The organism is Mastigocladopsis repens PCC 10914, from assembly GCF_000315565.1.
GTDB classification, from domain to species: Bacteria; Cyanobacteriota; Cyanobacteriia; order Cyanobacteriales; family Nostocaceae; genus Mastigocladopsis; species Mastigocladopsis repens.
On the sequence record NZ_JH992901.1, the window covers coordinates 5,295,577 to 5,311,438 of the forward strand.

Sequence of the window (15,862 nt, forward strand, 5' to 3'; positions counted from 1 at the left end):
GGTGAAAACACTTTTTTACTTTTTTATCACTCTAATTATCTTTATCTAAACGGGAACACTAGAACAAAGAATGTAATAAACAGGGTTCACTGACTCTCATCATTTTGGCGAGAAGATTGACAGCGTAACAGTTGTCAACGCATAAAGTGAACTGCTCCTGAGCCTTCAAATGGCAAGTCTACATAAATGTGGTGTTTTTTACACTTTTGGTAATATTTTATGATATATGGAGCGCCTTTTAGCTAAATGCAGGGAAATTTAAATGAAATTGATATTCGCAGTATCCTGCAATTGATAGAGTTGGGACAGCGAACAGGGTTACTATTTGTTGAAGCTTACAGCTATCACAATAGTTACAAAGTCCGTGTACGCGATGCCGAATGCAAACAACAGTCTTGGTTTGTCTTTTTTTTCAACGGTCAAATCGTTTATGCGACCAATGACGATACCAGTTTGTCTCGGCTTGACGATTACTTGCGTTATTACCGGGTCAATGTGCAACTCAACGAAATGCAAGTAGCTTCTGGGGGGTTGCTAAATGCACCAGAGTACGGATACCTATGGGCGCTCTTAGAGCAAAATATTATCAAACCAGCACAAGCTCGTAGTATTATTTATAACTTTGTACACGAGACTCTATTTGACATATTGAGTTTACATCAAGGTCGTTTTATTTTCGAGCTAGGTTCAGCACTTACGCCGCAATTGACCACTTTGGAAATTGCTCCTTTGGTTATCAAAATTACTAAGCAGGTGCAGGAGTGGAAGCAGTTATATCCACTCATTCAGTCTCCAGAGCAATTTCCACTGCTTGCTGATATAGATCAGCTACGGTCTTCGCTACCAGCTGCAACCGTGAAGAAACTACAGCACTGGGCAGATGGTAATACATCATTGCGTCAACTTGCTCGCTATCTCAACCGGGATATTTTGACGGTTGCTAAGACTATTTACCCGTACGTAAAACAAGGATGGCTAAAATTTAAATATAAAAATTTAATTAATTTAAGTAAAAACACTGAAAAATTGGCAGAAGAATTAGAGAGAAACCATAGGGCGTATATAGTTTGTATTGACGATATAACGATTTGTGAGATAGTTGAAACTATTTTGAAGCCGCAAAGGTATGAAGTCATTGCTTTGACCAATTCTTTAGAAGCTCTCAGTCGTATTTTTCAACTCAAGCCAAATTTAATTTTATGCAACATTGCCATGGCGGAAGTGGATGGTTATGAGATTTGTGCAATGCTAAGACACTCGACAGCATTTCGACTCGTACCGATTATTCTGCTTACAGGTCGCTTAAGGTTTGTTGAGCAAACAAAAGCCAGAATTTTGGGGGCGACAGATTATTTAACAAAGCCGTTTACGGACACTGAGTTATTAATGCTTGTTAACAGGTATATCAACTACAGTGTAGTTTCGGGTGACAAAAGAGAGACAACACTTGTTGATTCGACAAAAAATGGGGTAAAAAATAATATCACGGAAATAGCAAGCCTCAGTATAAGAAACATTATCTAATAAATTAGTGAAGGAATAGAATTATTTTATACAGTAAATGCTTGTGGGGAAATCCAGGGAATGTTCCAATTAGGAACGTCTACATCAGGAAATATATAGGCGTTTTATGAGTACAGTTCTGATTGTGGAAGACAGTATCGCACAAAGGGAGATGATTACAGACCTCCTGAAAGCGAGTGGCTTAACCGTCACTCATGCCAGCGATGGATTAGAAGCTTTGGAGGCAATTCAAACTGCTCGTCCCGATTTAGTGGTGTTGGATATCGTCATGCCTCGGATGAACGGTTACGAAGTTTGCCGTCGCCTAAAGTCTGATCCAAAAACCCAAGATGTACCAGTAGTGATGTGTTCTTCTAAGGGGGAAGAATTTGATCGCTACTGGGGTATGAAGCAAGGGGCAGATGCCTACATAGCTAAACCCTTTCAACCAACGGAGTTGGTGGGAACAGTCAAACAACTGCTGCGAGGATAAGGATGAACTCAACATGATCAGCAAACCGGATTTTTTAGAAGGAAGTGGACAAGACCAACTCCGTCCTGAATTACAAGTAGAACGTCTTGAAGGAGAGTTATATTTAAGGTTTTATATTCCCTCCTATCAAGAGTTTTCACTACTAGCCACAGGTATCCGGGAGGTCATCGAACTAAGCCCTGATAAAATTACCCCGATTCCTAATGCTTCGCCTTTGCTTTTGGGTACTCTAAATTTACGAGGTCGAGTCATTTGGGTGGCTGATTTGGGTCAATTTCTAGGAGACACAACTGCCTTAAACACGGATCGAGCGGAGATTCCTGTGATTGCTATTGAAGAGCAAGACACAATAGTTGGTTTGGCAGTAGAGAAAATCGTCGGTATGGACTGGTTTGACTTACAGCATCTGATCATATCAACGAGCGTGCCTGACACAATGGCTCCCTTTTTGCGGGGAGAGTGGATACTAGATGCAAAAGAAAATCAATGTCTGCGGCTGCTCGATCAAACCGCAATTTTGGGGAGTGCGCGGTGGGCAGGATGAAACCGGCGTTGCCTTCAAACAAGAAAACAAGACAGATGCAAAGAAGGGGAAACACGGCGAGGTGGGGAATTTTCAAGTACTTTCACTGCGTCCCCGTGTTCCCGTGTCAATCTCTATAGCTGGATGCAACTTAGGATAAATTTGGGAGGCACGAAATGGCAGCAAGTATAGAGGATTGCGAGCAGACATATCAGCAAGCTTATAAAGCCTATGTGAAAGGTAACTATGAAGAAGCAGCCACTCTCATTAACCAAGTGGTGCAACATTTACCAGAAGACGCTAATATCCGTTTGCTGCGGGGTCACGTCTACTATGTTTTGCAGCAGTATGACGTGGCAAAAGCAGAATATCAAAAGGTGTTGCAGTTCACTGACGACAAAGAAATCATCAGCTTTGCTCAAAATGGTATTGATAATATAACTCAATACCAACAAGACTTAGACTCTCAAGTCGTTGAGAAGCAAGATAATGAGGATAAGAATTTTTCGGATTCGTTTGAATCTCAAACAGTTTCTCAACAAGAATTAGAAAATTTTGGGGATGAGCAAGGCTTTAACAGTAGCAGCTTTGATTTGAATTTGGATGAGCATCAGGAAGCTGTAGAAAACAGGGAAATATCTGTCAGTAGTCCATTTGACTTACCACTAGACGATAGTACTGTAGTTGGTATGTCAAATTCCAAAGAAAATTCTAGCGATGACCCTTTTGCTGTTATTCCACAAGAGGCAGAGCAACTAAGTCATGGAAGTCATGGAGAAGCGCAAGCAGAATTAGAGTTGCCAAATTTTTGGCTTGAAGATATGTCTCAAAAGAGTCTTCAAGAGCCAGAGAAAAATAGTACTTTACCTACAAGTGGTACAAATTCTGCTAACCACAATTTAGAAATTCAACAGCAAAATATTAGCAATTCACCATTTACACAAGTTGGCTCAACAAGTAGTAGGTTGGAAGACCAGGCTATCTTCAAGGATGAAAACTCACAGGAAGTAAACAGTAGAGATTTTAACTTGAAAATAAGTCCTTTTGAGGATGAAATGCTAACAGGTGAAACGGAAATTAACACGAGTGCGACAAAAAATAACATAAAATACAGCGCTCAAGAACAGTTTTCTGAAATCCCACAAAATTCATCACAGCAGGAGGAGGTTTCCAAATCGGATAACCATACGGTCGTCCCAGTCTCTACGGAAATCTCCTCTTCTTTTGACAGCAATTTTCTAGACAAACAGCTTGGCGTAGACTCCAGAACACAGCAAAATAGCTTTGATGATGACGACAACGACAGTTTTGACTTTGAGGCTTTTGAGTCTGCTTTTGGATTAGACGAAACATTATCTGTAGAGAATGACAAAAGTAGCACACGCAATGGAAATCTTTCTAAAAGTAACAATGTAGAATTTTTAGACGACTTTGATGAATTTGATGACTTAGGGAAGATTCCGGGATTTGACCTCACAGGAGATTCTGCCTTTGAGGATTCACAGATGCGTTCAGCATCAGTAGAAAACAACGGTAAGTCGCACACTAAAGTAGAGAATGCACCCAGTCCTGAAAATCGCGGCGATTTCGCTACGGATAGCACGCTTAAGGAGGATTCTGTTGCGCGTAGCACCCCTACAGATGAGGGCGACTCGGAACTATTCATGATGAGGAGTTCCCAACAAGGAGTCCCAGTCTTTACCGAAGCAGATGTCTCGAACAGAGAACTTCAAGTCTCGGTTGAACAAGGCTTTCTAGCTCCATTGGAAAATGCCCCCCTAGAAACTAAGCAATGGATTGTTGCTGGGACTGTAGGCTTTGTCTCGGCACTGGTTGTAGCCGGAGTTAGCTTTGTTTCTGCTAACTTTTCGCCACCCCAACAACGGGAGTCGCTGCGAAACACAGGTTGGGCAATGACTTTGGCAGCAGGAATTGCTGGGTTTGCTACCACAGGTATTATGGGTGGGTTCACCCTTAGGCAAATTCGCCGCACGACTCAAGACTTGCAAGCTCAATTTGATGCCGTGCGCCAAGGAAATCTCAATGTCCAAGCCACGGTGTCTTCAGCAGACGAATTTGGGCAGCTCGCTGCTGGCTTTAACGAAATGACTCGTGTGATGTTCACGACGACCCATGAAGCTACACGTAATGCTCAAGAACAGGAGGAAGCTAAAGAAAACCTGCAACGCCAAGTGATTCGCCTGTTAGACGATGTGGAAGGAGCCGCTAGGGGAGATTTGACGGTGCAAGCCGAGGTCACAGCTGATGTACTCGGAGCTGTTGCCGATGCTTTTAACCTGACAATTCAAAACCTACGGGATCTTGTGCAACAAGTGAAAGTGGCAGCGCGGGAAGTCACCAAAGGGGCAACCAATTCTGAAACCTTTGCTAGGGCATTATCTAGCGATGCTCTGCGGCAAGCAGAAGAATTGGCGGTGACGCTGAATTCTGTACAGATTATGACTGACTCCATCCAACGCGTAGCAGAAGCAGCGCGGGAAGCAGAAGCTGTGACCCGTGATGCCGGTGAAATCGCTCTCAAAGGTGGAGAAGCAGTGGAGAATACTGTGGCGGGAATTTTAGAAATTCGGGAAACCGTAGCAGAAACAACCCGAAAAGTCAAGCGACTGGCAGAGTCATCGCAAGAAATTTCTAAGATTGTGGCGTTGATTTCCCAAATTGCCTCCAGGACGAATTTGTTAGCACTCAATGCCAGTATTGAGGCAGCACGCGCTGGAGAAGCCGGACGGGGTTTCGCAATTGTGGCGGATGAAGTGCGGCAGTTAGCGGATAAATCAGCAAAGTCGTTGAAAGAAATTGAACAAATCGTGATGCAAATTCAGAGTGAAACAGGCTCTGTGATGACTGCGATGGAAGAAGGGACACAACAGGTCATTAAAGGGACAAGATTGGCAGAAGAAGCCAGGCGATCGCTAGAGAACATCATTCAAGTCGCAAAGCGAATTGATATTTTAGTGCGCGGGATTACCTCAGATACAGTCGAACAAACCGAAACCTCCCGCGCTGTGGCTCAGGTTGTGCAGTCTGTGGAACTCACGGCGCAAGAAACATCTGGGGAAGCACAACGAGTTTCTGGCGCCTTACAAAATTTGGTGGGTGTCTCTCGCGACCTAATCACCTCTGTTGAACGCTTCCGAGTCGAAACTGCTGAAAATACTAGGTAAAAAATTCTGAATTATGAATTATGTATTATGTATGAATTGAAATAAATTTCATTCATAATTCTTCATTCAAAATTCATCATTCACAATTTATTATTCATCATTTTTTATGATGCCAGAACAACAACAGCGCATTTTGGGTTACTTCATTGAGGAAGCAAAAGACCACCTGAATACCATTGAGCAGGGGTTGCTGAATCTCCAGAGTACCCTTGACGACCCGGAAATGATTAACGAAATTTTTCGGGCGGCTCACTCCATCAAGGGAGGAGCGGCAATGCTTGGACTGAGTAGCATTCAGCACACGTCTCACCGTCTGGAAGACTGTTTCAAAGTTCTTAAAGAGCATCCGGTTAAAGTTGACCAAAAGTTAGAATCTTTGTTTCTCGGTGTATCTGATACTTTGAAAGCGCTGTTAGAGCATTTACAGGAACCTTTTGGACTCACTGAAGAAACAGCAAATACATTAATGTCAGAAGCCGAACCGGTCTTCCAATGGTTGCACGAACATTTGGAGTTACTTGTAAAACAAAGTAGCCCTGAGGTCACAAACAGTACTTATAGCAGACCAGAAGTTTCTCGCGCAACGCTGCTACAAGCAACATTAAAAGAAAGCGAGAGTTGGCAAAACTTGCAAACTCAGGTTATCCATACATTGCGGGAAATGTTACAACTGTTTAAACAAACCGCAACACCGGAAACTCGGCAAAAGCTTTGGGAGTGCTGTCACCAGTTAGCTAAACTCGGTCAAGAATTAAATTTGTCTAACTGGTGTACTTTATGTCGAACAGCAGGAAATGCGATCGCCAATCCCGAAAACACCTATCTTACTTTAGCCAAAATCGTTATTACAGATATTAAACAAGCTCTGGAATTAGTCGTTGCAGGCAGAGACACTGAAATTACAATTAGTCAGCAACTGCAAGCACTTATCAGGGTAGAAGAAGCAATTGAATTGTTAGAAATCCCCCTAGACTTGCTAGATGAGTCGGTAAATACTCCAGCAGAACTATTAGAATTGCCAGAGCCAATTATATCTTCAAGCACCTTCGAGACTGCGAGTCTTGATGAAGATGCACAAACAACAAGTCATCCTGCTTCTATAGAGCTTTTGGACTTCGAGCCGCAAGACAAAATTACTAACTTATCTGAGCTATCCGAGCAATTTAATGAGCATGATAACGTACCTTTGACTCCTAGCAATACAGAAACTAATAATGGTTCAGAGGTAGGAATAACTGAGTTAAATACTCTGGCTGATTTGTTTGAAGATGAAAGTCCCGACCTAGTTGTAACGTGGGATAAAGAAGAAATTTTAGATATTAATGCTAAGAATAAATTAACAATAGATTTAAGTAACAGCAACACTGAAGAAACTGATAGTGAAGCTGATTTTTTATTGGACGAAGAGACGACTCGTGTTCCGCACCAAGAAACAAGAGCAAAAGCAGAATTCACGCGGACACAGTTATTTGGTGATGTCTTAGAAGAAGAGAATTTAGAATCGGTAACTCAGGAAACGATTGGCTTAACCGTAGAGTTGAGTAGCGACAAGACAGTTGCATCGGAAAATGTAACCGAAACACTCACGCAAAACAACTCAAAAAATCTGATTGATGCCAGTGAAGAAATAGACGATAAGGTAAGCAGTTTATTAGAACTGGTACTGGATGAAAATGAACCCTTACTTACAGGTGGAATAAATCAAATACAAACAGAGACTATTCCCAATATTGAGCTTTCTAATAACCAAGAAAACAGCTTTGATGATTTATTCTTAGAAACGGCGAAAGCAGATCCTGTGGAGGAAAATGCTTCTGGTTCCCGCAGAGAATCAAAAATTCCCTCATATAAGAATGAAATATTGACTCTAGAAGACCTATTTTCCGAGACAGAAGATATTAGCAGAACCTTATCTGAGAATGAGTCAACATCTACTAATTTATTTACCACACTGCCTGAAACAGACGATTTGATTCACTTCTGGGAGCCAGAAGTCGAGGAGGGAGAAAAGGGCGAATTTTATCCTATCCTTGAGCATGATGCAGCAAGGGAGTTGGAAGAAATTTTATTGGCTGCTGCTGCTGAGGACATTTTTGGTGATGTTGATCAACCCCTGAGATCGACCTCAGAAAATTTGAATTTGGAAGATTTGGATCTTAGTTTTCAGACAGAAGATCAGCAGTTTAATTTGATGTTGTCATCAGAAACTAATGAGGATTTGTTTGAGGATTTGACACCAACAAATCCAACTCCTTCCTCACTTATAGACACTGATGCAGACAACCCAATCGGAGCTTATTATAGGGCGGGGTCTCATACAGAAATAAGCGGATTTTCACAACAGCCTGAAGCTCTAGAATTAACTCCAGAATTTACCACTTCGTCTCCAGATTCACAAGAGGATTTAACACAACCATCTGCTGAACTAGATATAGAATTTCTTGAGGTTGAGAATGAAAACACTCTGCCAGTCTTATTTGAAGAGACGCTAACAGATAACTCAAACGATGTCCAACTTTTTGAAAGTACAGACAATCCTTTTGCAGAGCAGCAATTGGATTTTCTCAATAATTTGTTGTTTACAGAACCTCCTGAAGGCATAAGTTTTACGGTGTCTTCTGAGTCTTCACAAGTACAGGGACATTTAGAAACTGTAAACATCGAAGTAGAGACTACCTCAGATACAACAGTTGCAGCCAGTGTACAACCAGATTTAGAACTTGAATTAGATGAAGATTTCTTTGCAGCAGAAACGATGTTGGCAGAGGCTCATCCAGAACAGATATTACAAAACATAGCAAAAGGTGAGTTGCAAGCTGAGGAAAGTACAGTACAAATCAATCAGAAAAATCTATTAGATGAATTCGAGATATCTGAAGATGAACAGGAGCTAGTAAATGCTCAAGAAGATGATTTATCCGAATTGTTGGCTAGTCTAGAAATAGAAGATACTGCTTTTGTCTCAATAGCAACAACGGGAACGGCAGAAGTAGTTTCCTCAGAAGAGGAATTTGCTCAAAAAATTGACGCCTCTTTAGATGATGAATTTGCTGAGTTAGATAAGTTACTAGATCAGGAAGTTGTATCAGGTGTCAGTGCTGCATTCAAACCAGAAGAAATGAGTGCTCAAGCAAAATTGCTGGGTGTAGTGCCAAACCAGGTGACATCAGGCGCTGCTAAAGAGGATATTGACATTCGATTTCAGGAATTGGAAGAGATGGTTAAGGGAGATTTACCTCCCCGTCCCTCTGTCTCTCGCGCTGCGAAATTTGAACAACTGATGAAGGTTCCAGTTAAGCATCTGGATGACCTCAGTAATTTGGTTGGAGAGTTGGTCGTTAACCGTAATACCTTAGAACAGGATCAAGAACGTCTGCGACAGTTCTTAGATAACTTGCTGCTTCAGGTGCAGCAGTTAAATGATGTCGGAGCGAGGATGCAGGAATTGTACGAGCGCTCCCTATTAGAAGCATCTCTATTAGCCAGCCGCAGAAATAGCGGTGGCAGCTATAACAATAGAGATAATATGGACAGGGGTTTTACTGAATTGGAAATGGATCGGTTTACTCCTTTCCATACCCTGTCTCAGGAAATGATTGAACTGATTGTGCGGGTGCGTGAGGCAGCAAGTGACATTGATTTTGTGACAGATGAAACCGAGCGAGTCGCGCGACAGTTCCGGCAAGTGACAACTCAGCTCCAAGAAGGCATAACGCGATCGCGAATGGAGCCTTTTGCTGAAGTGACCACTCCTTTAGAGCGAGGAGTACGCGAGAGCGCCATTAAGTGTGGCAAACAAGCGCAACTAGCTATCGAAGGTCGGGACACCTTGATTGACAAAATGATTCTGGGGCATCTAAAAGACCCGCTGACGCATTTACTCAACAATGCGATCGCCCACGGTATCGAAACACCAGAAGTGCGACAAGCCATTGGTAAGCCAGCCGTGGGAGCCATTACCGTCCGCGCCTTCCACCAAGGTAATCAAACCGTCATTTCTGTCACCGATGATGGCGCAGGTATTGACCCAGAAGCGGTCAAAGCAAAGGTAATCAAGAAGGGCATAATGACGCCAGAACAAACTCAGTCAATGTCTCACCATGATGTTTACGATTTGCTATTCCAACCAGGTTTCACTACCAAAGAAAAGGAAGATGAATTGGCAGGTCGTGGCGTCGGTTTGGATGTCGTTCTCACTAGGATTAGTGAAATTCGAGGGACAATTAACATTGATTCCACTATAGGTAGGGGAACAACCTTCACCATTCGTTTACCCCTAACCCTAAGTATTTGCAAGGCTTTATGCTGTGTATCCGATAAAGCCCGCATTGCTTTCCCAATGGATGGTGTGGAAGATACCTTAGATATTCCTGTAAAAAGTATACAGCAAGGTTCTGACGGGCAAAAATATATCCCTTGGCGTGATACACTGCTGCCCTTGCGACCGCTGAAAGAAATTTTAACTTTCAATCGTCAACTCAGTCGAGGAAATGTTTATGGTGGGAACCGCGACGAGGAGATGATTTGTGTCGTCGTTGTGCGATCGGCAAATGTCTTGATTGCCCTAGAGGTAGACCTGGTGCTTAACGAGCAAGAAATTGTTATTAAGCAATTTGAAGGACCTGCACCTAAACCCATTGGTGTTGCTGGTGCGACTGTCCTAGGTGATGGTCGCATTATGCCCATTGCTGATGTGTTGGAAATTATTGACATCTTCCAAGGACGAATCTCCAAACAGCGTGGTGTCAGCCTGTGGGAGCAGAAAGCGAATTCCGTCGAAACAGACACTTCTGGTGTTAAGGTTGACCCGACAGTACTGATTGTGGATGACTCAATTACAGTACGGGAATTGCTGTCAATGACATTTAATAAGGCAGGTTATCGTGTAGAACAGGCGCGTGATGGTCAGGAAGCCTGGGATAAACTGCGTTCTGGTCTACCATGTGATCTTGTATTTTGCGATATTGAGATGCCCCGTTGCGATGGTCTGGAGTTGCTCTCGCGCATCCAGAAAGACCCCAGCCTCAATCATTTGCCAATTGCCATGCTCACCTCACGGGGTGCAGACAAGCACAGACAAATGGCAATTCAACTAGGTGCAAGGGGCTACTTCACCAAACCATATCTTGAGGAAGCTTTACTAGAAGGAGCATCGCGGATGCTCAACGGCGAGAAACTTGTCCACAGTAGCAGCAGTTCTTAGGAGTCAGGAGGGACTAAACCTGCTCTTGAGGCGATTGCCCAAGGGGCACTGCGCTGAGTCCCAAAGGGACACGCTACGCGTTGGCGCAGCCAGTCCGCAGGACTTACGCGCAATCGCAGTCATACCATTTCTCGAAAATATGATGACAGTAGTGAGCACTTCAGTGCTTACTACTAACGATATGTGGTTCTACTTTTGAGAATTGGTATAATTCATAATTTCTAGTGTGCTAGCGTTAGCTCACACAACCTGTGTTGACTAATGATTGATGAGTACACTGCGTCGATTTTTGTTCACTTTACTGACAACTATCATTATATTTAGGTGCTTGCTAGCTCCTGCTGTTGCAGTTGCCAAAACTTATACTGACTGGTATTCACCAATCCCAAATGGCATAAGTGAGGAGCTACCCCTGCACTATGTAAAAGTCCCCCCTTCACCCCAAACTATGTCTTCTCAAAAACACTTGAGTTATCCAACCAGCCCAAAGAGCAACCAAGTAGATAACTACCACGGTACTTTAGTAGCAGACCCTTACCGCCTTTTAGAAAATCCTGACTCCGTGGAAACAAAGGCTTGGGTAGAGGCACAAAATAAAGTAACTTTTGGCTATCTTCAGGAAATTCCTGCAAGAGAAAAAATTAAGGAACGTCTCACTAAACTGTGGGATTACGAAAAATATAGTATTCCTTTCAAAGAGGGCAACCGTTACTTTTACTTTAAAAACAACGGACTGCAAAACCAAAGCGTTTTGTATACTCTCAAAACCCTCGACTCGGAACCAAAAGTTTTACTTGATCCAAATACCCTTTCAGAAGATGGAACCGTTGCTCTTTCGGGAATAGCTATCAGTGAAGACGGTAAACTTTTAGCCTATGGTCTATCTACTGCCGGTTCTGACTGGCAAGAATGGAAAGTCAGGGATGTGGAAACAGGTCTTGACCTCAAAGACCACTTGCAGTGGATTAAATTCTCTGGCGCATCATGGACAAGTGATAATAAAGGATTTTTTTACAGTCGCTACGATCAGCCGAAGAATGATAAAACAAAATTAGAAGATGTCAACTATTACCAAAAACTTTATTACCACAAGCTGGGGACACCCCAATCAGAAGACTTACTGGTTTATCATCGTCCAGACCAAAAAGAATGGGGATTCAATGGCGATGTGACAGAAGATGGACGTTACCTTATCATTTCAGTATGGAAAGGAACTGACCCCAGAAATTTGGTTTTCTACAAAGATTTGACTAAACCAAATGCGGAAGTTGTAGAACTCATTCAGGAATTCGAGTCAAATTTCAATTTTATCGACAATGACAATAGCATCTTCTATTTTCGCACTGATTTAGATGCGCCCAAAGGACGACTTATTGCCATTGAATCTCAGAATGCCAAGCGAGAAAATTGGCGAGAAATCATCCCTGAAGCTGTGGAAACTTTGGAAAGTGTTAGTACAATTAACAACCAGTTTGTTGCTGGTTATCTTAAAGATGCTCACAGCCAAATCAAAATTTTTAACCTGAACGGCTCATGTGTGCGTGAGGTAGAATTACCAGGCATCGGTTCTGCTGGAGGCTTTGATGGTAAGCGGAATGATACCGAAACCTTTTATAGTTTCACCAGCTTTACTACGCCAGGGACTATTTATCACTACGACATGGTAAGTGGAAAGAGCACAGTTTTTCGTCAGCCAAAAGTTGATTTTAACCCAAATAATTACGAGACAAAACAAGTTTTTTATAAAAGCAAAGATGGCACAAAAGTGCCAATGTTTATCACATACAAAAAGGGAATTAAATTAGATGGAAATAACCCCACTTACCTCTATGGTTATGGTGGTTTTAATATCTCTCTAACCCCTACCTTTTCTGTCAGTAGTTTGGTATGGATGGAAATGGGTGGTGTTTATGCTATGCCCAACATACGTGGTGGTGGTGAGTATGGGGAAGAATGGCATCAGGCGGGAATGAAGTTGAAAAAGCAGAATGTGTTTGATGACTTCATCGCTGCTGCTGAATGGCTGATTGCCAACGGTTACACAAAGCCAGCCAAGTTAGCAATTGGTGGTGGAAGCAACGGTGGACTACTGGTAGGTGCTTGCATAACTCAGCGTCCCGATTTATTTGGTGCTGCTTTACCATCTGTGGGGGTCATGGATATGTTGCGCTTCCAGAAATTTACCATTGGCTGGGCATGGACTTCTGAATATGGCTCACCGGACAACCAAGAAGATTTCAAAGCACTTTATGCTTATTCGCCACTGCATAACCTTAAACCGGGTACAGCATACCCAGCAACAATGATCACCACAGCTGATCATGATGATCGCGTTGTTCCCGCACATAGTTTCAAATTTGCTGCGGCTTTGCAAGCTGCTCACACTGGTGATGCGCCAGTGCTCATTAGAATTGAGACAAAGGCGGGACACGGTGCTGGCAAACCCACAGCTAAAAGGATTGAGGAAACAGCAGATATTTGGGCTTTTTTGGTGCGTACGCTAGATGTTGCACTTAATTATTAGCATCTGATGCCGTCAATGCGCTCCCTTGCGGGTGTAGGGGGGAAGAATAGGGGGGTAAGGGTGTCAGGGTTAACAGTGAACAGTGAACAGTGAACAGTGAACAGTGACCAGTGAAACAGTGGACAAAAAAAACTGATAACTGTTTACTGATAACTGATAACTGTGTAGGGGGGAAGAAGGAAACAAACGAATCTACGTAAATTATTTTTCTTTTCACTTATACCCCTACACCCCTATCCCCCTAAACCCTTTGTTTTCACTTACACCCCTACACCCCTATCCCCCTAAACCCTTTGTTTTCCCCTATACCCCTTTCTTGGTCACCCTGAAGGGTGCGGTTTAATCCTGCAACATCTCCAACAACTCCCCTTCACTCAACTGAGGAATTCCCAACTCTTGCGCCTTTGCCAACTTAGAACCAGCATCTTCTCCTATAACCAGATAATCTGTTTTCTTACTCACAGAATCCGTCACTTTACCACCAGCCTGTTGAATCAACGCCTTTGCTTCATCCCGCTTCAACGTAGGAAGCGTACCAGTCAGCACAAAAGTTTTACCTGCCAACTTTTGATGACTATGACTCACTGCTGTTGCTTCCATTGCGCTAGCAAATTGCAACCCAGCATCTTTCAAACGAGAAATCAAAGTTTGATTCGCACTGATGCGAAACCACTGGTGTACAGACTGGGCAATTTCCTCACCGATACCATGAACAGTTTCAATATCTGCTTGTGACGCTTCAGCTAACTGTTCCACCGTAGGAAACTTCTCACTCAACAATTGAGCATTGACGCTACCAACGTGACGAATGCCTAAACCATACAATACCCGCGACCAAGGTTGGTTTTTTGATTGGGCTGTAGCTTCCACCAACTTCTGTGCCGACTTTTTCCCCATTCGTTCTAATTCACACAACTTGTCTTCTGTCAAGTCGTATAAATCGGCAACAGAATGCACCACTTCTCTATCGACCAGTTGATGCACCAGCTTTTCGCCCAGACCTCTGATATCCAAAGCATCGCGACTGACCCAATGCTCGATCGCCCCCTTGAGGATAGCAGGACAGGAAGCATTGACGCAGCGAGTCACCGCCTCTCCCATCTCCCTAACCACTGCACTTGAGCAAACCGGACAATGGGAAGGCATAACAAAGGGTTGAGCATCATCAGGACGGAGTTCTTGAAGGACTTGCACCACTTCCGGAATAATTTCCCCAGCTTTGCGAACAATAACTGTATCGCCAATGCGGATATCTAATTGAGCAACGCGGTCAGCATTATGTAGGGTAGCACGGGAAACCGTTGTCCCTGCCAGTTGCACAGGGCGCATTTGAGCAAGCGGAGTCAGCGCCCCCGTTCGTCCTACGTTCACAGCAATATTTTCCACGCGGGTGGGTGCTTCTTCTGCTGCATATTTCAGCGCTACTGCCCAACGGGGGAACTTTTGCGTAAACCCCAGCTGTTCCTGAAGCTTAAAAGAATTCAGTTTTACCACCACCCCATCTGTCATGTAGGGCAAATTCAACCTTTGGGTGTCCCAGTATTTGTAATACTCTGCAACTTCTTGTAGAGAGAAACACAATTTGTGGTTAGGGTTGACGCGAAACCCCATCTGTTGTAGTAATTTCAGGGCTTCCCACTGTGTGTTAGCAATACTGGCATCATCTCTACCAGGAATGTGCAGCGTGTAGGCAAAGAAATCTAACCGCCGTTTGGCGACAATTCGGGAATTTAGTTGTCTTAGGGTACCTGCAGCTGCGTTTCGAGGATTAGCAAAGACTACTTCACCTGCTTTTTGCCTTTCCTCATTAATTTGTTTAAACACTTCCAAGGGCAAAAACGCCTCACCCCGCACCTCTATCCTCTGTAGAGAGGTTGCATACAACCTCTCTACACCTTCTACATTTAACCGCAAAGGAATTGAGCGAATTGTCCGCACATTCTGGGTGATGTCTTCACCCGTAACCCCATCACCCCTGGTTGCACCTCTGGTGAGAATACCGTTTTCATATGTCAACGCTAAGGCAGAACCATCAATTTTCAGCTCGCACACATACTCCACCTCTCCTACGTTAGGTGCTTGTCGCCGCCAGCGCCCTTCCCATGCCTTTAATTCGTCGATGTTAAACGCATTTTCTAAACTATAGAGCGGAATATTATGGCGTACCGAGATAAACTGGGTTGCTGGTTTCTCTCCCACCCTTTGAGTGGGGCTATCAGGTGTCAGCAATTCTGGATATTGATTTTCCATCTGTTGCAATTCTCGATACAGCTGGTCATAGACTGCGTCCTCCATGATGGGAGAATCGAGGACGTAGTAGGCGTAACTAGCTTTTTGTAGTAGTTGTCGCAGTTCTTGAACACGCTGTTTGGCTTCTGTATTTGTCGCTTGCACCACATCCATCTCCATCAATCAATAGCGACTAGCTGTC

At 43.4% G+C, this 15,862-nt stretch carries 7 protein-coding genes; 6 read left to right on the top strand and 1 reads right to left on the bottom strand.

Going from position 1 to position 15,862, the window contains the following annotated elements:
* The first annotated feature begins 246 nt into the window (after positions 1 to 246).
* The 6 genes from MAS10914_RS31035 (at position 247) to MAS10914_RS0125555 (ending at position 13,431) form a co-directional block, all read left to right on the top strand.
* On the top strand, positions 247 to 1,524 hold the full coding sequence (locus MAS10914_RS31035) for a response regulator (RefSeq protein WP_017318784.1): 1,278 nt from the start codon (positions 247 to 249) through the stop codon (positions 1,522 to 1,524).
* Positions 1,525 to 1,630: 106 nt separating this feature from the next.
* Positions 1,631 to 1,996, top strand: a complete 366-nt coding sequence (locus MAS10914_RS0125535) for a response regulator transcription factor (RefSeq protein ID WP_017318785.1) — start codon at positions 1,631 to 1,633, stop codon at positions 1,994 to 1,996.
* A gap of 13 nt (positions 1,997 to 2,009) precedes the next feature.
* Positions 2,010 to 2,540, top strand: coding sequence for a chemotaxis protein CheW (locus tag MAS10914_RS0125540; protein ID WP_017318786.1), 531 nt, complete (start codon positions 2,010 to 2,012; stop codon positions 2,538 to 2,540).
* A 155-nt stretch (positions 2,541 to 2,695) separates the two neighbouring features.
* Entirely contained in the window at positions 2,696 to 5,704 is a 3,009-nt protein-coding gene (locus MAS10914_RS0125545) for a methyl-accepting chemotaxis protein (protein ID WP_017318787.1), read from the top strand.
* Positions 5,705 to 5,810: 106 nt separating this feature from the next.
* Positions 5,811 to 10,907 carry a hybrid sensor histidine kinase/response regulator gene (locus MAS10914_RS0125550; protein WP_026082814.1) on the top strand — a complete coding sequence of 1,699 codons (5,097 nt, stop codon included), beginning with the start codon at positions 5,811 to 5,813 and terminating at the stop codon, positions 10,905 to 10,907.
* A 448-nt stretch (positions 10,908 to 11,355) separates the two neighbouring features.
* Entirely contained in the window at positions 11,356 to 13,431 is a 2,076-nt protein-coding gene (locus MAS10914_RS0125555; protein ID WP_033366544.1) for a prolyl oligopeptidase family serine peptidase, read from the top strand.
* Positions 13,432 to 13,770: 339 nt separating this feature from the next.
* Here the strand turns inward: MAS10914_RS0125555 and ligA are convergent, their stop codons facing one another.
* A complete protein-coding gene (gene ligA, locus MAS10914_RS0125560; RefSeq protein ID WP_017318790.1) occupies positions 13,771 to 15,834 on the bottom strand; it encodes an NAD-dependent DNA ligase LigA in 2,064 nt (687 codons plus the stop codon).
* Between the last annotated feature and the right edge of the window lie 28 nt (positions 15,835 to 15,862).

What these genes read in the sequence shown, in the direction of transcription:
- MAS10914_RS0125540 (WP_017318786.1), top strand. Translation starts at nt 2,010, where the DNA reads ATGATCAGCAAACCGGATTTTTTAGAAGGAAGTGGACAAGACCAACTC.
- MAS10914_RS31035 (WP_017318784.1), top strand. Translation starts at nt 247, where the DNA reads ATGCAGGGAAATTTAAATGAAATTGATATTCGCAGTATCCTGCAATTG.
- MAS10914_RS0125555 (WP_033366544.1), top strand. Translation starts at nt 11,356, where the DNA reads ATGTCTTCTCAAAAACACTTGAGTTATCCAACCAGCCCAAAGAGCAAC.
- MAS10914_RS0125545 (WP_017318787.1), top strand. Translation starts at nt 2,696, where the DNA reads ATGGCAGCAAGTATAGAGGATTGCGAGCAGACATATCAGCAAGCTTAT.
- MAS10914_RS0125535 (WP_017318785.1), top strand. Translation starts at nt 1,631, where the DNA reads ATGAGTACAGTTCTGATTGTGGAAGACAGTATCGCACAAAGGGAGATG.
- MAS10914_RS0125550 (WP_026082814.1), top strand. Translation starts at nt 5,811, where the DNA reads ATGATGCCAGAACAACAACAGCGCATTTTGGGTTACTTCATTGAGGAA.
- ligA (WP_017318790.1), bottom strand. Translation starts at nt 15,834, where the DNA reads ATGGATGTGGTGCAAGCGACAAATACAGAAGCCAAACAGCGTGTTCAA.